The organism is Hydrogenophaga sp. NH-16 (genome assembly GCF_004006415.1).
GTDB classification, from domain to species: domain Bacteria; phylum Pseudomonadota; class Gammaproteobacteria; order Burkholderiales; family Burkholderiaceae_C; genus Hydrogenophaga; species Hydrogenophaga pseudoflava.
In genome coordinates this window covers 3,863,495-3,882,926 of sequence record NZ_CP029344.1, presented here as the reverse complement: position 1 = coordinate 3,882,926, position 19,432 = coordinate 3,863,495, and the positions used below count along the sequence as shown (strand labels likewise).

19 protein-coding genes and 1 pseudogene are annotated in these 19,432 nt (G+C 68.0%); 15 read left to right on the top strand and 5 right to left on the bottom strand.

Annotated features, from left to right (window positions below; translation table 11 throughout):
* The first annotated feature begins 10 nt into the window (after positions 1-10).
* Positions 11-358, top strand: a complete 348-nt coding sequence (locus DD542_RS18715) for a heavy metal-binding domain-containing protein (protein ID WP_079366915.1) — start codon at positions 11-13, stop codon at positions 356-358.
* Here DD542_RS18715 and DD542_RS18710 read toward each other — a convergent pair.
* From DD542_RS18710 to DD542_RS18700, 3 genes are read right to left on the bottom strand one after another with little or no spacing between them, the layout of a single operon-like run.
* On the bottom strand, positions 330-1,601 hold the full coding sequence (locus tag DD542_RS18710; protein ID WP_127806686.1) for a lytic murein transglycosylase: 1,272 nt from the start codon (positions 1,599-1,601) through the stop codon (positions 330-332). The two genes, DD542_RS18715 and DD542_RS18710, sit on opposite strands and share 29 nt — an antisense overlap.
* Positions 1,602-1,617: 16 nt before the next feature.
* A complete protein-coding gene (locus DD542_RS18705) occupies positions 1,618-2,982 on the bottom strand; it encodes an MBL fold metallo-hydrolase (protein WP_127806685.1) in 1,365 nt (454 codons plus the stop codon).
* A gap of 26 nt (positions 2,983-3,008) precedes the next feature.
* On the bottom strand, positions 3,009-4,022 hold the full coding sequence (locus DD542_RS18700) for a ZIP family metal transporter (protein WP_127806684.1): 1,014 nt from the start codon (positions 4,020-4,022) through the stop codon (positions 3,009-3,011).
* Between the two features lie 211 nt (positions 4,023-4,233).
* Between DD542_RS18700 and DD542_RS18695 the strand changes: the two genes are divergently transcribed.
* The 4 genes from DD542_RS18695 to DD542_RS18680 are packed head-to-tail and all read left to right on the top strand — an operon-like array spanning position 4,234 to position 7,066.
* Positions 4,234-5,253 carry a sulfate ABC transporter substrate-binding protein gene (locus DD542_RS18695; protein WP_127806683.1) on the top strand — a complete coding sequence of 340 codons (1,020 nt, stop codon included), beginning with the start codon at positions 4,234-4,236 and terminating at the stop codon, positions 5,251-5,253.
* Between the two features lie 44 nt (positions 5,254-5,297).
* Complete coding sequence (gene ssuE / locus DD542_RS18690) at positions 5,298-5,894, top strand: NADPH-dependent FMN reductase (protein ID WP_066150172.1); 597 nt, start codon at positions 5,298-5,300, stop codon at positions 5,892-5,894.
* Between the two features lie 27 nt (positions 5,895-5,921).
* Positions 5,922-6,137, top strand: a complete 216-nt coding sequence (locus tag DD542_RS18685; protein ID WP_066150175.1) for a TOBE domain-containing protein — start codon at positions 5,922-5,924, stop codon at positions 6,135-6,137.
* Positions 6,138-6,139: 2 nt separating this feature from the next.
* Complete coding sequence (locus DD542_RS18680; protein ID WP_127806682.1) at positions 6,140-7,066, top strand: CysB family HTH-type transcriptional regulator; 927 nt, start codon at positions 6,140-6,142, stop codon at positions 7,064-7,066.
* A gap of 67 nt (positions 7,067-7,133) precedes the next feature.
* Here the strand turns inward: DD542_RS18680 and DD542_RS18675 are convergent, their stop codons facing one another.
* Positions 7,134-8,504 (bottom strand): LLM class flavin-dependent oxidoreductase, encoded by a 1,371-nt coding sequence (locus tag DD542_RS18675; RefSeq protein ID WP_127806681.1) that lies wholly within the window; start codon positions 8,502-8,504, stop codon positions 7,134-7,136.
* Between the two features lie 24 nt (positions 8,505-8,528).
* A complete protein-coding gene (locus tag DD542_RS18670) occupies positions 8,529-9,398 on the bottom strand; it encodes a TauD/TfdA family dioxygenase (RefSeq protein ID WP_127806680.1) in 870 nt (289 codons plus the stop codon).
* 262 nt (positions 9,399-9,660) lie between these two features.
* On the opposite strand from DD542_RS18670, the gene DD542_RS18665 reads away from it, so the two are divergent.
* The 10 genes and pseudogenes from DD542_RS18665 (at position 9,661) to cysW (ending at position 19,423) form a co-directional block, all read left to right on the top strand.
* Positions 9,661-10,740 (top strand): ABC transporter substrate-binding protein, encoded by a 1,080-nt coding sequence (locus tag DD542_RS18665; RefSeq protein WP_127806679.1) that lies wholly within the window; start codon positions 9,661-9,663, stop codon positions 10,738-10,740.
* Between the two features lie 25 nt (positions 10,741-10,765).
* Positions 10,766-11,608: an ABC transporter permease gene (locus tag DD542_RS18660; protein ID WP_127806678.1), complete on the top strand. Its 843-nt coding sequence runs from the start codon at positions 10,766-10,768 to the stop codon at positions 11,606-11,608.
* Positions 11,609-11,622: 14 nt separating this feature from the next.
* Entirely contained in the window at positions 11,623-12,414 is a 792-nt protein-coding gene (locus DD542_RS18655; RefSeq protein ID WP_127806677.1) for an ABC transporter permease, read from the top strand.
* A 20-nt stretch (positions 12,415-12,434) separates the two neighbouring features.
* Positions 12,435-13,268, top strand: a complete 834-nt coding sequence (locus DD542_RS18650; RefSeq protein ID WP_127806676.1) for an ABC transporter ATP-binding protein — start codon at positions 12,435-12,437, stop codon at positions 13,266-13,268.
* Positions 13,269-13,294: 26 nt separating this feature from the next.
* Entirely contained in the window at positions 13,295-14,395 is a 1,101-nt protein-coding gene (locus DD542_RS18645; protein ID WP_127806675.1) for an ABC transporter substrate-binding protein, read from the top strand.
* Positions 14,392-15,725 (top strand): annotated as a pseudogene (locus DD542_RS18640) (sulfatase-like hydrolase/transferase). The gene DD542_RS18645 and the pseudogene DD542_RS18640 overlap by 4 nt, the downstream one beginning before the upstream one ends.
* Before the next feature lie 82 nt (positions 15,726-15,807).
* Positions 15,808-16,368, top strand: a complete 561-nt coding sequence (locus DD542_RS18635) for an alpha/beta hydrolase (protein WP_127806674.1) — start codon at positions 15,808-15,810, stop codon at positions 16,366-16,368.
* Positions 16,369-16,471: 103 nt separating this feature from the next.
* Positions 16,472-17,470, top strand: a complete 999-nt coding sequence (locus DD542_RS18630; RefSeq protein ID WP_127806673.1) for a sulfate ABC transporter substrate-binding protein — start codon at positions 16,472-16,474, stop codon at positions 17,468-17,470.
* Positions 17,471-17,627: 157 nt separating this feature from the next.
* The gene (cysT, locus tag DD542_RS18625) at positions 17,628-18,506 is read left to right on the top strand and encodes a sulfate ABC transporter permease subunit CysT (protein ID WP_127806672.1); all 879 of its coding nucleotides are present in this window, start codon (positions 17,628-17,630) and stop codon (positions 18,504-18,506) included.
* Positions 18,503-19,423 (top strand): sulfate ABC transporter permease subunit CysW, encoded by a 921-nt coding sequence (gene cysW / locus DD542_RS18620; protein ID WP_127806671.1) that lies wholly within the window; start codon positions 18,503-18,505, stop codon positions 19,421-19,423. The genes cysT and cysW overlap by 4 nt, the downstream gene beginning before the upstream one ends.
* The last annotated feature ends 9 nt before the right edge of the window (positions 19,424-19,432 follow it).

Genomic DNA, 19,432 nt, shown 5'->3' with positions numbered 1-19,432 from the left:
GAGCACACAGATGGGCTGGTTTTCCAAAAGCACCGACGGTTTTTTCCTGTCTACCACCACGCCGCCGGACATCAGGCAGAGCCAGTACCTGGGTGTGGTCAACGGCGAGGCCATCATCGGCGCCAACATCTTCCGCGACATGTTCTCGTCCGTGCGCGACGTGGTCGGCGGCCGGGCCGGCGGCTATGAGCGGGCGCTGTCGGGCGCGCGCGATGCCGCGCTGGAAGGCCTGATCGAGGCTGCGAAAGAACTGGGCGCCAACGGCGTGATCGGCATCGACTTCGACTACGAGGTCATGGGAGAAACCAACGGGATGATGATGGTCGCGGTCAGCGGGACGGCGGTGAAGCTGGGGTGATCTCCGCGGCAGGCGCTGTAGGCGCTGCAGGCGGCGTCTCGGCGCGCAGCGCCTGCAGCAGCTTCATCCCGCCCCGCCCGTTGACCTCCTGCCCCAGCCGCTCCTGCTCGGCGCGGATCGCGCTGCGGCTTTTGTCGCCGAGCATGCCGTCGACCAGACCCACGTCGTGGCCGGCGAGCAGCAGCAGGACCTGCAGTTCGCGCCGTTCGGCGCGTGAGAGGCCGGGGTCGTCGGTGGGCCAGGGGGTGGAGAACGGGCCGGCGCCGCGCAGGCGGTCGCTCAGGTGGGCAATGGCCAGGCCGTAGCTTTCGGCGGCGTTGTAGCTGTAGATCGCGTCGAAGTTTTTGAACACCAGGAAGGCCGGGCCCGTGGGGCCGGCCGGCGTCATCAGGCCGGCGCTGCCCAGGCCCGCGGGCAGCGCCGAGCCATCGACCTTGAGCAGCCCACGCGCCGCCCATTCGCTGACCGGCCGCTTGCTGCGCCGGCCTTCACCGTCGGTGCTGAAACCGGGCGGCAGTTGCACCTCGAAGCCCCAGGGCTGGCCGCTCTGCCAGCCGGCCTTGGCCAGAAAGTTGGCGGTGGAGGCCAGCGCATCGGCGGTGTTGTCCATCAGGTCGCGCTTGCCGTCGCCGTCGCCATCCACGGCCAGGCGCTCGAACGTGCTGGGCATGAACTGCGTGTGGCCGAAGGCGCCGGCCCAGGAGCCGAGCAGGCGCTCGGGCGCGATGTGGCCGGCCTGCAGGATGCGCATGGCCGAGTACAGCTCGCCCTGGAAGAAGCTCTGGCGCCGGCCGTAGCACGACAGCGTGCCCAGCGCCTGCACCAGCGGGTACTTGCCCTGGCTCTGGCCGAAGTTGCTCTCCACGCCCCAGACCGCGACCACGGTGGCCGGGTCGACGCCAAAACGCTGCTGCACCCGTTCAAGCACCGCGGCGTGCTGCTGCAGCATGGCCTTGCCCTGCTGCACGCGCTCGTCGTCGACCAGGCCGCTGAGGTAGTCCCAGATCGGCATGCTGAACTCGGGCTGGTAGTTCAGCTTGTCGATCACGCTCATGTCGGGCGCAAGGTCGCGTGTGAGGAAGCGGAAGGTGGTTTCCGACACGCCCTCGCGGCGCGCGGCGTCGCGCAGGCCGTCGAGGCACCGGGTGAACTCGGGCGGTATGGCGGTGGGCTCGGTCTGTGCGAATGCGGGCAGGGCGATGGCCAGCGCAGCGGTCGCCAGAAGCGGGGAGAGGCGGTTCATGAAAACGGAAAAGGAATCAGACGGCCCAGGTGGAACCGTGTTCGGGAACGAGGGCGCGCCAGCCGAGTTCGTGCTCGATGCGCTGGCGCAGCGCGTCGGAGGCCCCCGGGTCGCCGTGCGTGACGAACACGCGGTGCGGCGCGTGCGGTGAGGCGCGCAGCCAGTCCATGAGCTGGCTGGCATCCGCGTGGGCCGAGGCGGACTGCAGCTGCACGACCTCGGCGCGCACCGGCACGTCCTGCCCGTGGATGCGGATGGCCTTGCTGCCCCGGGACAGCGAGTCGCCGCGCGTGCCCGGTGCCTGGTAACCGGTGAGCACCACCATGTTGCGGTGGTGGCCCAGGTAGAGCGCCAGGTGGTGCAGCACGCGGCCGCCGGTGGCCATGCCGCTGGCCGAGAGGATGACTTTGGGGCCGTGCTGCTGCGCAATGGCCTTGGACTGGTCGACCGAGGTGACCATCTTTGCCACATGCTCCATGTCGCGGCACTGCGCGGCGTTCAGGCGGTGTTCGCCCAGGTGGCGGTCGTAGAGGTCGGTGGTGTGCACGGCCATCGGGCTGTCGAGATAGATCGGCAGACTGTGCGGCAGCACGCCGTTGGCCTTGAGCAGCGCGACGGCGTGCAGGATCTCCTGTGCGCGGCCGACGGCAAACACCGGCAGCACGGCGGTGCCGCCGCGCGCGGCCACGCGCTGCAGGGCCGGGCCAAGTTCGGCCAGCACGTCTTCGTCCGGGTGCTCGCGGTCACCGTAGGTGGACTCGATCACCACCGCGTCGGCGGCGGGTGGCTTATCGGGCGGCAGCATCAGCATGTCGTCGGGTCGGCCCAGGTCGCCCGAGAACAGGATCTTCTTGCCGCCCACCTCCAGCAGCAGGCTGGCCGCACCGAGGATGTGCCCGGCGCGGATGAAGCGGGCCGTCCAGCCGTGCAGCGGCTCGAAGGCGCGGTCCATCGGCACGGTGTGCAGCAGCTTGAGCGAATCGAGCGCGTCGGCCTCGGTGTAGAGCGGCAGGGCGGGCGCGTGTTTGCTGAAACCCTTGCGGTTGGCGAAGGCCGCGTCTTCTTCCTGGATGTGGCCGCTGTCGGGCAGCAGGATCTGCGCGAGGTCGCGCGTGGCCGTCGTGCACCAGACCTTGCCGTGGAAGCCTTCCTTGGCGAGCAGAGGCAGGTAGCCGCTGTGGTCCAGGTGCGCGTGCGTCAGCAGCACGGCGCCGATGTGGTTGGGCAGCACCGGCAGCGGGTCGCGGTTGCGCAGGCGCAGCTGCTTGTAGCCCTGGAACAGGCCACAGTCGACCAGCAGGCTCTGGCCGTTGAACTCGACTAGGTATTTGGAGCCGGTGACCGTGCCCGCGGCACCGAGGAAGCGGATGTGGACGTTCATGCGGGGCATGTTACCCCGCAGGGGGCTCAGGACAGTGTCTCGGAGAGCAGCAGCATGAAGATGAAGCCGGCCATCAGCATCACCGAGGCCATGCCCTCGAAACCGTTGCGGTGGGTCTCGGGAATGATCTCGTGGCTGACCACGAACAGCATGGCGCCGGCCGCGACCGCCAGGCCCACCGGGTAGAAGGCCGGCAGGCTGCCGAGCACGGCCAGACCCACGATGGCGCCGAAGGGCTCGGCCAGGCCGGTGAGCGCGGCCACAGCCCACGAGCGGCCGGCGCTCTGGCCGAGGGTGCGCAAGGCCATGGCGACGATCAGGCCCTCGGGCATGTTCTGCAGCCCGATGGCCAGCGCCACCGGGGCACCCGCATTCACCGCCACGCCACCGTCCACGCCCAGGGCGCTGCCCGCATAGGCGGCGCCCACGGCCAGGCCTTCGGGCACGTTGTGGATCAGGATGGCCAGCACCATGAGCCAGGCGCGCTGGCCGGCGGTGTGTTCGTCCGTTTGCGGCATGGCGTGGCCGGCGGCCGCGGGCGGCAGTACGGCGTGTTCGTGCGGCGTGAAGCGGTCGATGGCGAGCATCAGCGCCATGCCCAGGGCCAGGCCCAGCGCGGTGAGGCCGGCGGCGCCGGCACCCGTGGTGGCCATGAGCGCGCGGCCCGCGTCCAGCGAGGGCAGCAGCAGCGCGAAGAAGGCCGCGGCCAGCATCACGCCCGCGGCGAAGGCCATGAAGGCCGCTTCCTGCCGCTTGCCCAGGCGCTCCACCAGGAAGACGGGCAGGGCGCCCACAGCGGTGGCCATGGCCGCCAGGAAAGAGGCCTGCACGCCGGCCGTCATGCCGCTGCTGGCGCCGGTGGCGTCCCACCAGAGGCGGGTGGGGGTCCAGAAGGTGCTGCCTGCGGCCAGCCCCGCCATGACGAGCAGGCCCGCGCCCAGCGCCAGCAGGGCGTTGCGCAGCGCATGCGGCGGCACCGGCAGCTCCAGCTGCTGCATCTGCAACCAGACGGGGCGGACTTGGCGGATCAGGGCGGTCATGGCGGTTCTCCAGCGAGGCAATCGGCAATGGCTGGTAGTTTGTCAAAAACTATCTATTGAGGCCATTTGATTGTCCGAATGAACGCGATAGACGGCTGTGGTGAGGCTGCTCAGTTGATTTGGTAATAAACAACTGAAAACGTATTCGTTCCAGTTTTGATGGCCGGCTTTCATGATCCGCTCCCTCGAATACCCCATCCGGAGCAACACCATGAACACCCGCCGCCACTTCACCACTTCGCTGATCGCAGCCGCCGCGCTGACCGCCGCCACCGGCGCCGCCTGGGCCCAGCCCGCCCCCGTGACCCTGCTCAACGTGTCGTACGACCCGACCCGCGAGCTGTACGTGGAATTCAACGCCGCTTTCGCCAAGGCCTGGAAGGCCAGGACCGGCCAGGACGTGACCATCAAGCAGAGCCACGGCGGCTCGGGCAAGCAGGCCCGTTCCATCATCGACGGGCTGGACGCCGACGTCGCCACCCTGGCCCTGGCCGGCGACACCGACGCGCTGCACACCAACGGTGGCTGGATCCCCAAGGACTGGCAGAAGCGCCTGCCACACAACAGCACGCCTTACGCCTCCACCATCATCCTGGCCGTGCGCGCGGGCAACCCCAAGGGCATCAAGGACTGGGACGACCTGGTCCGCCCCGACGTCAAGGTCATCACGCCCAACCCCAAGACCTCGGGCGGCGCCCGCTGGAACTACCTGGCGGCCTGGGAATTCGCCAAGCGCAAGTTCGGCAGCGACGCCAAGGCCAAGGAATTCGTGGCCAAGCTGTACGGCAACGTGCCGGTGCTCGACACCGGCGCACGCGGCTCCACCATCACCTTTGCCCAGCGCAACCAGGGCGACGTGCTGATCGCCTGGGAGAACGAGGCCTACCTGCTGGAGAAGGAGTTCAACACCAGGTTCGACGTGGTCTACCCCTCGCTGTCCATCCTGGCCGAGCCGGCGGTAACCGTGGTCGACAGGAACGTGGACAAGAAGGGCACCCGCGCCGTGGCCACCGCTTACCTGGAGTACCTGTACACCGAAGAAGGCCAGGACATCATCGGCAAGCACTTCTACCGCCCGGTGGTCTCGGCCAAGGCCCAGGCCAAGTACGGCCAGCAGTTCCCCAAGCTCAACCTGTTCAGGATCGACGAGGCCTTCGGCGGCTGGGACAAGGCCGCGAAGGAGCACTTCGCCGATGGCGCGTCGTTTGACCAGATCTACACCCGCAAATAAGGCGCCGCACGGTCTGCTGTCACACACACCTCAGGGAGTTCTTCATGTCTGTTCTGCTGATCGCCGGCAGCCCCACCGAACACTCGCGCTCGGCCACGTTGCTGGACGGTGTGGCGGAGCGCCTGCACGCCGCGGTCGACGACCGGCGCCTGCGCGTGGAGCGCCTGCGTATCCGCGACCTCTCGCCGCAGGCGCTGCTGCTGGCCGATTGGGGCCACGCCAGCGTGGTGCGCGCCATCGAGCAGGTGGCCAACGCCCGCGCGCTGGTGATCGCCACGCCGGTCTACAAGGCCGCCTACAGCGGCGTGCTCAAGGTCTTCCTGGACCTGCTGCCGCAGACCGCGCTCAAGGGCAAGGCGGTGCTGCCCATCGCCACCGGCGGCAGCCCGCACCACATGCTGGCGCTGGACTACGCGTTGCGGCCGGTGCTGCAGTCGCTCGGCGCGCGCCACATCCTGCCGGGGGTGTACGCCTCCGACGCGCAGATTCCGAAGGATGAGGCGGGCGACTACCAGATCGGCGGCGAGATCGCCCAGCGACTGGACGACGCCACGCACACCCTGCTGCAGGAGGGGCTGCGACTGTCTGCGGTGCCCGTGCCCCGTCCCGTGCCTTTTTCACAGGCGCTCTACAGCGTCTGACCACTTTTTTTCAAAGGAGCTTCTGTCATGTCCATTCAAGCCATCAACGTCCGCAACCAGTTCCGCGGCAAGGTCAAGGAAATCATCAAGGGCGACGTCGTGTCCGAGGTCGATGTCGAGACACCCTGGGGCGTCGTGACCTCGGTCATCACCACACGCTCGGTGGTCGATCTGGGGCTGGCCGTGGGGTCCGACGTGGTCGCGCTGGTCAAGTCCACCGAGGTGTCCATCGCCAAGGTCTGAGGGTGAACTTTCAACAGCTGCGCTCGGTCCGGGAGGCCGAGCGCTGCGGCTTCAACCTCACCGAAGTCGCTGCGGTGCTGCACACCTCGCAACCCGGCGTGAGCCGGCAGGTGCGCGAGCTGGAGGAGGAACTGGGCGTCGAGCTGTTCGTGCGTTCGGGCAAGCGCCTGCTCGGTCTCACCTCGGCCGGCAGGGCCCTGCTGCCCATCATCCAGCGCGTGCTGCTGGACGCCGAGAGCCTGCGCCGCGCCGGCCAGGAACTGCAGGGCCGCGACGAGGGGCGCCTGTCGATTGCGGCCACGCACTCGCAGGCGCGTTACGCGCTGCCGCACGTGGTGCGCGACTTCCGCCAGCGCTACCCGCGCGTCACGCTGCATCTGCACCAGGGCTCGCCCCGGCAGGTGGCCGAGATGCTGCTGGCGGGCGACGCCGACATCGGCGTGGCCACCGAGGCGCTGGCCGGCTACGGGCAACTGGTGACGCTGCCCTGCTACCGCTGGAGCCACAGCATCGTGGTGCCGCCCGGGCACCCGCTGCTGTCGCTGGAACGACCGGTGACGCTGCTGGACCTGGTCGCGTTTCCCATCATCACCTACGAGGTCGGCTACACCGGCCGTTCGCACATCGACGACGCGTTTGCGGCTGCGGGCCTGCGGCCCGACGTGGTGCTGACCGCCATGGACGCGGACGTGATCAAGACCTACGTCGAGCTGGAGATGGGCGTGGGCATCGTCGCCTCCATCGCCTTCGACGAGGAGCGCGACACGCACCTGCACGCCATCGACGCGGGGCACCTGTTCCAGATCAACCTCACCCGTCTGGGGCTGCGACGCAACCACTGGCTGCCCGGCTTCGCTTACGGCTTCATCGAAACCTTCGTGCCCACGCTCACGCGCGAGGCGGTGATGGCGGCGCAGGACAGCGCCTGAGCTTCCGAAAAAAAGCGGGGCCTGCCCCCTGGCAGCACCCCGCTTCAACCCCACGCACATCGTCTGATCAGGCCGCCTTGGCCTGCGGTTCTGCGTAGCGGCTGGCGGGTCGTTCCAGCCCCAGGTTCTCGCGCAGCGTCGCGCCTTCGTAGGCGGTGCGGAACAGGCCGCGTTTCTGCAGCTCCGGCACCACCAGGTCGACGAACTCGTTCAGGCTTTGCGGCAGCACCGGCGGCATGATGTTGAAACCGTCGGCGGCGCCGTTCTCGAACCATTCCTGGATACGGTCGGCGATCTGCACCGGCGTGCCCACCACCACCCAGTGGCCGCGCGCGCCGGCCAGGTACTCGTAGAGCTGGCGCACGGTGTAGCGCTCGCGCCGGGCGAGTTCGAGCACCACGTGGGCGCGGCTATTGATGCCCTTGGGTGGTTCGGGAATGTAGGGTGGTCGCGCGTCCAGGTCCCATTTCGACAGGTCGTCACCCGGCCAGAACGGCGCCAGCGTGGCCAGGCCCACCGAGGGGTGGATCAGCGCCTGCAGCTCGGCCCACTTGGCCTGGGCTTCTTCTTCCGTGCGGCCGATCACCGGCGAGATACCCGGCAGCACCAGCAGCTGGTCGGGCCGGCGGCCGTATTTGGCCAGGCGCCCCTTCACGTCCTTGTAGAAGGCCTGCGCTTCGGCCAGGCTGGTCCAGGCGGTGAAGATGGCCTCGGCGCTGGCCGCAGCCAGTTCCTTGCCATCTTCGGACGAGCCGGCCTGCACGATCACCGGGTGGCCCTGCGGCGGGCGCTCGATGTTCAGCGGCCCCTTGACCTTGAGGTGCTTGCCGATGTGGTTGAGCGTGTGCAGCTTGTCGGGGTCGAAGTACACGCCCGAGGCCTTGTCGCGCAGGAAGGCGTCGTCCTCGAAGCTGTCCCACAGCCCCTTGACCACATCGACGAACTCGTGCGCGCGCTCGTAGCGCAGGGCCGGGTCCGGGTGCGCGTCCAGGCCGAAGTTGCCGTGCACGTTCTCGGCACTGGTGGTCACCACGTTCCAGGCCGCGCGGCCCTTGCTGATGTGGTCCAGCGACGCGAACTTGCGCGCCAGCAGGTAGGGGTCTTCGTAGGTGGTGGACGCGGTGGCGACGAAGCCGATGTGTTTCGTCACCGCCGACAGCGCGGCCCACAGCGTGACCGGCTCGAAGTGCGAGAGCCGGCCCTGGCGGCTGAAAGACTCGCGGTCGCCCTGGTGCCAGATGCCGGGACTGTCGGCCACGAAGACCTGGTCGAACAGGCCGCGCTCGGCCGTCTGCGCCAGTTCGATGTAGTGGTCGATGTTGACGCCCGCATCGGCCTGTGCGCCGGGGTGGCGCCAGGCGGCGATGTGGTGGCCGGTGGCCATGATGAAGGCGCCGAGGCGCAGCTTGCGTTGATGTGGGAGTTGCTCTTGCGTCATGTGGGTGTCCTCCTGGGGGCGCGATCAGAAGGTCTGGTCGGTCGTGATGGTGATCCGGTGCAGCTTGCGGTGCTGCGGGAAGAAATCGCCCACCGCGTAGTGCTGGGTTGATCGGTTGTCCCACACCGCCAGGGTGCCTTGCGCCCAGCGCAGCCGGGCCTGGAAATCGGGCACGCGGGCGAGTTCGAACAGCTGCGTCAGCAGGGCGTCGCTGTCCGAGCGCGACAGGCCCTTGATGTGGCTGGTAAAGGTGCTGTTGACGTACAGGATCTTCTTGCCGGTGACCGGGTGCACGCGCACCACCGGGTGCTCCACCGGCGGGTACTTGGCGCGCGCGGCCTTCAGCTCGTCGCCGCTGGCGTCCTTGCGCAGCAGGTACTCGGTCCAGCCGCTGATTTCCCAGGTGTGCACCGCGGTGAGTGTTTCCAGGTAGGCCTGGAAGGCCGGCGGCAGGCTGTCGTAGGCCGCGGTCAGGCTGGCCCACAGCGTGTCGCCGCCGGTGGCGGGAATCACCTGCGCGTACAGGCTGGTGCCCAGGGGCGGCTGTTCGCGCCAGGTGATGTCGGCGTGCCAGTTGCTGGCGGCCTTCGGCTTCTCGGACGTGCTCTCGACGATCTCGATCTCGGGGTGCGCTTCGAGCCTCGGGAAGAAGGCCTTGACCTCGGCCACGCCGCCGAAGCTGCGCGTGAACGCGACGTGCTGTTCGGGTGTGAGGGTCTGGTCGCGGAAGAAGATCACTTCGTGCCGGGCCAGCGCGTCGCGCAGTTCGGCCTGGGTGGCCTCGTCCAGCGGCTGGCGCAGGTCCAGGCCGTGGATCACGGCACCAATGTTCGGGGTGTAGGGCTCGACCTTGAAGCGCGAGTAGGTACCGGGCAGGTCGTTGAGCTGGGACATGGGGAACTCCTTGACTGGATGGTTGCTGTGGAGGGCACGAAGGGCGCCGTCCTTTTTCCAGTCTGGGTGCGCGCGCACGCCCCGTGAACGAAGCGTTTTGCATATGCAAACGCGGCCAACAGGGGGTTCTCATGCACTGCGCGGCATGAGCTCATGACCACAACAGCGCTGCGTTTGGATATCCGTTTTCATTCGTTCCCCGAGCAAGGCGCCGTCCGTAGATTCCGTCCGGTCCACAGCCATCGATTCAACCGGAGGAACCATGAATCCACGTCAACGACTGGGCCTGCTCGCGCTGGCCTTCACCCTGTCCACCACCGGCCTCGCGCAGGCCCAGACCGCCCCCGAACCGCTGAAAGTCATCCGCATCGGCGTGGCCACCGGCGGCGTGGGCAGCAACCCGATCCGCCACGGCGGCACCACCACCGCGCTGGCCTACACCGACGGCGCGTTTGAAGACGAGTTCCGCAAGGACGGCGTCGAGATCAAGTGGGTGTTCTTCAAGGGCGCCGGCCCGGCCGTCAACGAGGCCCTGGTCAACAAACAACTGGACTTCGCCTGGCAGGGCGACCTGCCGGCCATCGTGGCGCGTGCCAACGGCGTCAAGACCAGGCTGATCGCCGGCAGCGGCGTGCGCACCGGGCTCTACCTGGCGGCGCAGCCCGATTCGGGCATCACCCGGCTCGAAGACCTCAAGGGCAAGCGCGTGGCGCTGTTCAAGGGCACCAACCTGCACCTGGCCGCGTCCGCCGCGCTGGCGGCCCACGGCCTGAAGGAAAGCGACCTCAAGCTCATCAACCTGGACCTGGCCGGTGGCCGCACCGCGCTGCTGAACAAGGACGTGGACGCCGTCTTCGACTACGTCGGCGCCTTCGACCTGCGCGACAAGGGGCAGGCCAAGATCGTCTGGTCAGCCGCGGCCGACAACTACAAGTTCACCCGCCAGACCCACCTGCTGGTGACCGACGACTTCGCAGCGAAGCACCCGCAGGCCGTGCAGCGCGTGGTGACCACGCTGGTCAAGGTGGCGCACCGCTACTCGAACGAAGCGAACCGGGCCGACCTGTTCGAGCGCTGGGGCAAGACCGAGTACCCCGAGAAGATCTGGCGCGAGGACTTCATCGGTCAGCCGCTGCGCGTGCGCCTCTCGCCGCTGCTCGACCCCTTCCTCGTCTCGCGCTACAAGGAGGCGGCCAAGGACGCCCACGCCCTCAAGCTGACGCGCTCAGTGCCCGAGATCGACAGCTGGTTCGACCGGCGCTACCTGAACGTGGCGCTCAAGGAACTCAAGCTCGAAACCTACTGGCCGGTCTATGGACCCGACGGCCAGTTGGCCAACTGAACACCGAGTGGTTGGAGAGACCGACATGTCTTCATCGCTTGGTGTGACCGTGCCGCTGTCACCGGCTGCGCCTGCGGCCACCGTGCCGACCGCCGTGGTGCGGCACTGGCGACCTTCGCTGCAATGGCTCTGGGCCTGGCCCTTCCCGCTGGCCGTGCTGCTGCTGTGGCACCTGTCGTCGGTGCTGGGCTGGGCACCCGAGCAGGTGCTGCCGCCACCGGCCCAGGTGTTCCGCACCTTCGCCGACATGCTGGCCAGCGGCGAGATCTGGAGCAACCTGCAGATCAGCCTGGTCCGTGTCTTCACCGGCTTTGGCATCGGCCTGCTGGGCGGGCTGGCGCTGGGCTCGGTCATGGGGCTGTCGCCCACGGCGCGCGACTACCTGTACCCGCTGTTCAAGGCCTTCGCGCAGGTGCCGGTCATCGGCTGGCTGCCGTTGCTGATGCTGCTGGTGGGCATCGACGAGGCGCTGAAGTTCCTGCTGATCGCCAAGGCCACCCTGGTGCCGGTCACGCTCAACACCTGCCAGGGCATCCAGGGTGTGCCCAACCGCTTCATCGAGGTGGCCAAGGTGTATGGCTTCACACGCAGGCAGATGTTGACCCGCGTGGTGTTCCCGGCCGCCACGGCGCCGATCTGGAACGGGGTGCGCTACGGCCTGACCCACGCCTGGCTGGCGCTGGTGGTGGTGGAGCTGCTGGCCTCGTCCGAAGGCATCGGCTTTCTCATCGTCTACGGGCGCCAGCTGTTCCAGCTGGACGTCGTGCTGGCTTCGGTGCTGGCGGTGGGCATCGTGGGCTTGGCCATCGACAAGCTGCTGTCACTGGCCGAGGCCTGGCTGCTGCGCTGGCGCAAGCCGGGTCTGTGAACCAGGAGATCCACATGTCACAGACAACTTCTTCGGGTGTGGTGCCGCCGGCCTTGCGGGGCTGGGTGCTGCCGGTGCTGATGCTGCTGTTCTGGTGGTGGGCCGTGGCCTCGGGCTGGTCGACTTCGCCGCTCCTGGTCTCGCCCGTGGCGGTGTGGGACCGTGCCCTGCAGCAGGTCACCAGCGGCGAACTGTGGAACGCGCTCTCGGCCAGCCTCTGGCGCAACGCCTGGGGCTTCCTGCTGGGCGCCAGCGCCGGGCTGGCGGTGGGCGTGCTGCTGGGCTGGTCGCGCTGGGCCGAGCGCCTGGTGGGCCCGTCCTTCCACACGCTCAAGCAGATCTCGCTGTTCGCCTGGATTCCGATGCTCTCGATGTGGTTCGGCCTGGGCGACGGCGCCAAGGTGGCCTTCATCGCCATGGCGGCCTTCTTCCCCATGGTGCTCAACACCTTCGAGGGCCTGCGCAGCGTGCCGCGCGAGTTCATCGAGGTGGGGCGCGTCTACGGCTTCGGTCTCTGGCAGCAGCTCACCCGCGTGATCGCACCCTCGGCCGCGCCCTCGGTCTTCACCGGGGTGCAGCTGGCGCTGATCTACAGCTGGCTGGCCACGCTGGGCAGCGAGTACCTGATGGCCTCGGGCGCAGGCATCGGCAACACCCTGATCGATGGGCGCGAGCACTTCCAGATGGACCTGGTGCTGTTCGGCGTGGCCGTGATCGGCCTGGTGGGCTACGCCCTCAATGCACTCACGTCCGCGCTGGAACGCCGTCTGCTGGCCTGGCGCGACCGCACTGTCGCCCGTTACTGATTTTTTTGGAGAGACACACCATGGCACACGCCGGCACCCTGGACATCCGGGGCCTGAACAAGCAGTACGAGGTCAAGGGCCAGCCCCTGCCCGTGCTGCAGGACATTCACCTCACCATCGCCCCGGGCGAGTTCGTCAGCATCGTGGGCACCAGCGGCTGCGGCAAGTCCACGCTGCTGCGCCTGGTCATCGGCCTGGAAGAGGGCTACCAGGGCGAGATCCTGCTGGACGGTGCGCGCATCAAAGGCACGAACCTCAACCGCGGCATCGTGTTCCAGGAGCACCGCCTGTTCCCCTGGCTGACGGTGGAAAAGAACATCGCGCTGGGCCTGCTCAACTCGGAACTGACCGAAGGCCAGCGGCGCGCCGCCATCCGCGAGCACATCGAACTGGTGGGGCTCACCGGCTTCGAGAAGGCTTACCCGCACCAGCTCTCGGGCGGCATGTCGCAGCGTGTGGCGATTGCCCGCGCGCTGGTGAACCGGCCCGACATCCTGCTGCTGGACGAACCTTTCGGTGCGCTCGACGCCATGACCCGCGCCCACCTGCAGCAGGAGCTGCACCGCATCTGGCAGACCGAGGGCATCACCATGATCCTGGTGACGCACGACGTGGAGGAGGCGGTCTACCTGGGCGACAAGGTGGTGGTGATGGAGCCGCGCCCCGGCCGCATCCGCCGCACCGTGCCCGTGCCGCTGGCCCACCCGCGCGACCGTGCGTCCTACGCCTTCACCACCGTCAAGGACAGCGTGCTGCGCGAGTTCGGCGAACACAGCGCCGCCGACCTGGCCGAAGCCCCTTTGAGAGCCGAACGCCTCGCGCCCGAAGTGAGCGCCTGGCAGTTCGCCGTCTGACCCTTTCCTGTTGATCGAGAACCCCCATGAACAAGACCCACTCCCCATCCCTTCAACGCCGCCACTTTGTGGCCGGTCTCGCTGCTGCGGGCCTGGCCGTGCCCTGGCTGGCGCGTGCGCAATCCAGTCCCACCAGGGTGGTGCGCATCGGTTCGCCTGACCTGGGTACCGCCGGCAAGCCCTCGCCGGGCGGTGGCACCCTGGCCATCGTGCAGGCCAACCGGTGGCTCGAAGAAGCGTTCGCCAAAGACGGCATCGAGGTGCAGTGGCACTTCTTCCGCGGCGCCGGCCCGGCCGTGGCCGAAGCGCTGGCGGCCAAACAGCTGGACATCGTCTCGCTCGGTGACCTGGCCTCGGTGATCCACAAGGCCCGCGGCCTGCCCACGCGTTTCATCGCCGCCACCGGCCGCGGCACCGACAGCTACCTGGCCACCGCGCCGGGTTCGACCATCAGGACGGTGGCCGACCTCAAGGGCAAGAAGGTCAGCGTGCTCAAGGGCACGGCCTACCAGCGCCCGTTCGACAACCTGCTGGCCGCTGCCGGCCTGACCGAGAAGGACGTCAAGCTCATCAACATGGACTGGCCCAGCTCCAAGGCCGCCGTGGTGGCGGGGCAGATCGACGCCACCTTCGGCGGGCCGGACCTGTTCATCCTGCGCGAGAAGGGCGTGAACATCCTGCCGCTGACGCGGGGCCAAGGACCGGCCTTCACCATCAACTCCGGCCTGCTCGCCACGGAGGACTTCCTGTCGGGCAACGCCGCGCTGGCGCAGCGCGTGGTCACGCAGCTGGTGCGTGCGGCGGCCTGGGCCTCGCAGGAAACCAACCGCGACGCGCTCATCAAGCTGTACGCCAGCAAGAGCGGCAACCCCGAACTGTCGTTCCGGGAGGAACTGGCGGGGGACCACCTGGCGGTGCGCTACTCGCCGTTGCTCGACGAAGGCTTCATCGCCAACTACCAGACCGTTCTGAACGACGGCCTGCGCCTGGGCCTGATCCGCGGCGAGGGCTTCGACGTGAAGGCCTGGTTCCAGCCGCAGTTCGTGCAGCAGGCGGTGAAGGATCTGAAGCTGGAGAAAGCCTGGCGCGAGACCGATGCCGCCGGCAAGGCCAAGGGGGCGGCATGAGCGAACGTACCCTGCAACCCAACATCGTCTTCATCCTGGCCGACGACCTCGGCTGGGCGGACCTGAGCGTTTACGGACAGACCCAGTACCAGACCCCCACCTCGACGCGCTGGCGGTCGGCGGCGTGCGCTTCACCCAGGCCTACGCCAACTCGGCGGTGTGCTCGGCCACACGCTTCGGCCTGATCACCGGGCGCTACCAGTACCGCCTGCGCGGCGGGCTGGAAGAACCGCTGGTGCGCACCGCCCACCTGCACGGCCTGCCGACCGACCACCCCACGCTGCCCTCGCTGCTGCGCGATGCGGGCTACGAGACGGCGCTGATCGGCAAGTGGCACCTGGGCAACCTGCCGCACTACGGCCCGCTCAAGAGCGGCTACAACCGCTTCTTTGGCAACTACGGCGGCGCCATCGACTACTTCACCCACAAGCCGGGCGTGGGCGCCGCGGTGCCGCGCGACCTGTACGAAGGCGAGGTGCCGGTCGAGCGCGTGGGCTACTACACGCAGCTGCTGGCCGACGAGGCCTCGTCCTGGATCGCGCAACAGGCCGAAGAAAAGCCGTTCTTCCTCTCGCTGCACTTCACCGCGCCGCACTGGCCCTGGGTGGGCCCGGAGGACGAGCACGTTTCGCGCGACCTCACGGACCTCTTCCACTACGACGGAGGCAACCTGCACACCTACGCGAAGATGGTGCGCTCGCTCGACGCCGCGGTGGGGCAGGTGGTGCAGGCGCTCAAGGCCAAAGGCGTGTTCGACAACACCATCGTGATCTTCACCAGCGACAACGGCGGCGAGCGCTTCTCCAAGACCTGGCCCTTCACCGGCCAGAAGACCGAGCTGCTCGAAGGCGGCATCCGCGTGCCGACCCTGCTGTCCTGGCCCGCGCGTCTGCAGCCGCAGGTCAGCGAGCAGGTCACCATCACCATGGACTGGCTGCCCACGCTGCTGTCGGCCGCGGGCACAGCGCCACACCCCGACTACCCGAGCGACGGCGAGAACATCCTGCCGGTGCTGCAGGGCCAGGCGCCGGTGCACGAGCGCCGCCTGTTCTGGCGCTACAAGGCGCAGCGCCAGCGCGCGGCGCGCGAGGGCCGCTTCAAGTACCTGCGCATCAACGACCACGAGTTCCTGTTCGACGTCGAGGACGACACGCTGGAGCGCGCCAACCTCAAGGACAAACACCCCGCCGTGTTCGCCCGCCTGCGCCAGGCCTGGGAGGACTGGAACGCGCAGTTCCTGCCCATCACGGACGAGGTGTTCACGCACGGGGTGACGCCCGACATCCAGGCCGACCGCTATGCGCCCGAGCGGGCGAACCGCGGCCTGTGAGCGACGGCCTTAGACGAAAAGCTAATAAACAAACTACGACTCAGTCGTTTGTGTTTTGAAGCGTGCTGACCAGAATCGCCGCATGTCTTCTCCCACCGTTGTCATCGTTCCCGGCTGGCGCAACTCCGGCCCCGGCCACTGGCAGAGCCTGTGGGCCAGCCGGCTGTCCCGGGTGCTGCGCGTCGAGCAGGACGACTGGCTCAGCCCGCTCAAACGGCCCTGGGTGCAGCAGATCGCGCGCACCATCGAGCAGGCACCGGGCGAGGTGGTCATCGCCGCGCACAGCCTGGGCTGCATCGCCACCACCCACCTGCCCGACGCCGTCAAGGCGCGCATCCGCGCGGCCCTGCTGGTGGCGCCGGCCGACCCCGAGCGGCGCGGCGTGCTGGCCGACTTCGCGCCCGTGCCCTACCAGCGGCTGCCGTTCCCCAGCATCGTCGTGGCCAGCAGCAACGACCCCTACTGCCCGGTCCGGCTGGCAGGCGCCTATGCCCGCGCCTGGGGCAGCGAGTTCCTCCGCCTGAACGACGCGGGACACATCAATGTGGAGTCCGGGCACGGGGAGTGGCCGCTGGGCCTGGCGCTGCTGCAGGCGCTGGGCGCGGAGATCACGCCGTCACAACCGCTCCCGCTGGCGGCCTGATCTTTATTCTGTATTCATATAAGAAAACAAAAACAAAGTCGTTTGATTTAGAACGACACAGTTTCAGAATGCCATGCATTCCCTCTATCGGAGCCCGATTTCCATGAAAAACACTTTCAAGCTCGCCCTCGGCGCCATCGCTTTCGCCGCCGCCACCGCCGCTTCCGCCCAGACCACGCTGCTCAACGTCTCCTACGACGTGGCGCGCGAGTTCTACAAGGACCTGAACAACGCTTTCGTCGCCCAGCACAAGAAGACCACCGGCAAGGACATCAAGGTCGACCAGTCGCACGCCGGTTCGAGTGCCCAGGCCCGTGCCGTGGCCGACGGCCTGGAGGCCGACGTGGTGACCTTCAACACCACCACCGACGTCGATTTCCTGGCCGAGAAGGGCGTGGTCGCCAAGGACTGGCGCCAGAAATTCCCCAACGGCGCAGCGCCCACCACCTCGACCATGCTGTTCCTGGTGCGCCAGGGCAACCCCAAGGGCATCAAGGACTGGGACGACCTGATCAAGCCCGGCGTGCAGGTGGTGGTGGTCAACCCCAAGACCGGTGGCAATGGCCGCATGGCCTACCTGGCCGCCTGGGGCCAGGTGCGCGCCAAGGGCGGCACCGACGCGCAGGCCGCCGAGTTCGTGAGCAAGCTCTACAAGAACGTGCCGGTGCTGGCGCGTGGCGGCCGCGACGCGACGGGCATCTTCCTGCAGCGCAACATCGGCGACGTGCTGGTGACGTTTGAGTCCGAAGTCGTGTCGGTGGACAACGAATTCGGCAAAGGCAAGGTCGATGCCATCCACCCCAGCGCGTCCATCGTGGCCGAGAACCCGGTGGCCATCGTCGAGCGCACCGTGGCCAAGAAGGGCACGGCCGCCGACGCCAAGGCCTACCTCGACTTCCTGTACTCGCCCGAAGGCCAGGAGATCGCCGCCAGGCACAACATCCGCCCGCGCAACGAGGCGGTGCTGAAGAAATACGCCGCCGCGTTCAAGCCGATCAAGTTCTTCACCGTCGAGCAGTACTTCGGCTCGCTGGGTGAGGCGCAGAAAGTGCACTTCAACGACGGCGGCCAGTTCGACAAGCTGTACACCGCGGGTAAATAAGGACACCCCCCTGCGCCGCTGACGCGGCTTCCCCCCGCTCTGGCGCGCCGCTGCGCGGCGCTGGGCAGGGGGACGGTGCGAGTGGCCCGGCGGAGCCGGTTCCACCGCACCCCTGGATCGCGACACCTCTCCCGTATCGCTTTTTTTTGCTCTCGTCATGACCACTGCCACGCTGTCCGCCGGGACGGCTCCTTCTTCCGGTCCTCGCCGCAGCGCGCGCGTGCTGCCAGGCTTCAACCTCACGCTGGGCATCACGGTGCTGTACCTGAGCCTGATCGTGCTGATCCCGCTCTCGGCCCTGGTGTTCAAGACCCTCACCCTGACCTGGCCGCAGTTCTGGGAGGCGGTCACCTCGCCGCGCGTGCTGGCCTCCTACCGCCTGACCTTCGGCGCCTCGTTCATCGCGGCCTGTGTGAACGTGGTGTTCGGCTTGCTGGTGGCCTGGGTGCTGGTGCGCTACCCGTTCCCGGGCAAGAAGATCGTGGATGCGCTGGTGGACCTGCCGTTCGCGCTGCCCACCGCCGTGGCCGGCATTTCGCTGACTGCGCTGCTGGCCGGCAACGGCTGGATCGGCCAGTACTTCGAGCCGCATGGCATCCAGCTCGCCTTCAACCCCAACGGCGTGGTGATCGCGCTGATCTTCATCGGCCTGCCCTTCGTGGTGCGCACGGTGCAGCCGGTGCTGGAAGACGCCGAGAAGGAACTGGAAGAAGCCGCCACCTGCCTGGGCGCCACGCGCTGGCAGACCTTCAGCCGCGTGATCTTCCCCAGCATCGCGCCCGCGCTGCTGACCGGCTTTGCCATGGCCTTCGCGCGCGCCGTGGGTGAGTACGGCTCGGTCATCTTCATTGCCGGCAACATGCCCATGGTCTCCGAGATCACGCCGCTGATCATCATCGGCAAGCTGGAGCAGTACGACTACGCCGGTGCCACCGCGGTGGCCACGGTGATGCTGGTGATCTCCTTCATCCTGCTGCTGGTCATCAACGGCCTGCAGGGCTGGCAGCGCAAGCGCTCCGCGGGGAATTCGCAATGAGTGGCCAGAACAACATCCGCAGCGCCCAGCGCGGCACCACCGAAGCGCCATGGGTTCGCTACCTGCTCACCGGCATCGCGCTGGTCTTCATGTTCCTCTTTCTCGTGCTGCCGCTGGCGGCGGTGTTCACCGAAGCTTTGCGCAAGGGCTGGGACGCCTACTGGGAAGCGCTCAAGGAACCCGACGCCTGGGCGGCCATCCGCCTCACGCTGCTGACCGCCGCCGTGGCCGTGCCACTGAACCTGGCGTTCGGCATCGCGGCCGCCTGGGCGATTGCCAAGTACGAGTTCCGTGGCAAGTCCTTCCTCACCACGCTGATCGACCTGCCGTTCTCGGTCTCGCCCGTGGTGGCCGGCCTGATCTACGTGCTGGTGTTCGGCGCGCAGGGCTGGCTCGGCCCCTGGCTGATGGAGCACGACATCAAGATCGTGTTCGCCGTGCCCGGCATCATCCTGGCCACCATCTTCGTCACCTTCCCCTTCATCGCGCGCGAGCTGATCCCGCTGATGCAGGCCCAGGGCAACGACGAGGAGCAGGCCGCCATCGTGCTGGGCGCCACCGGCTGGCAGACCTTCTGGTACGTGACCCTGCCCAACATCAAGTGGGGCCTGATCTACGGCGTGATCCTGTGCAACGCGCGCGCCATGGGCGAGTTCGGCGCGGTGTCGGTGGTCTCGGGCCACATCCGCGGCCAGACCAACACCATGCCGCTGCACATCGAGGTGCTCTACAACGAGTACCAGTCGGTGGCCGCGTTTGCCGTCGCCTCGCTGCTGGCCCTGCTGGCCCTGGTCACGCTGGTGATCAAGAGCGTGGTGGAGTGGCGCCACGAACGCGAGATGAAGGCGATTGCCGAACTGCCGCCCGAGAACCCGCACGCGCGCGCCGCGCCGGCCCCCGTGGCCACCGCCGCCTGACCCGAACGA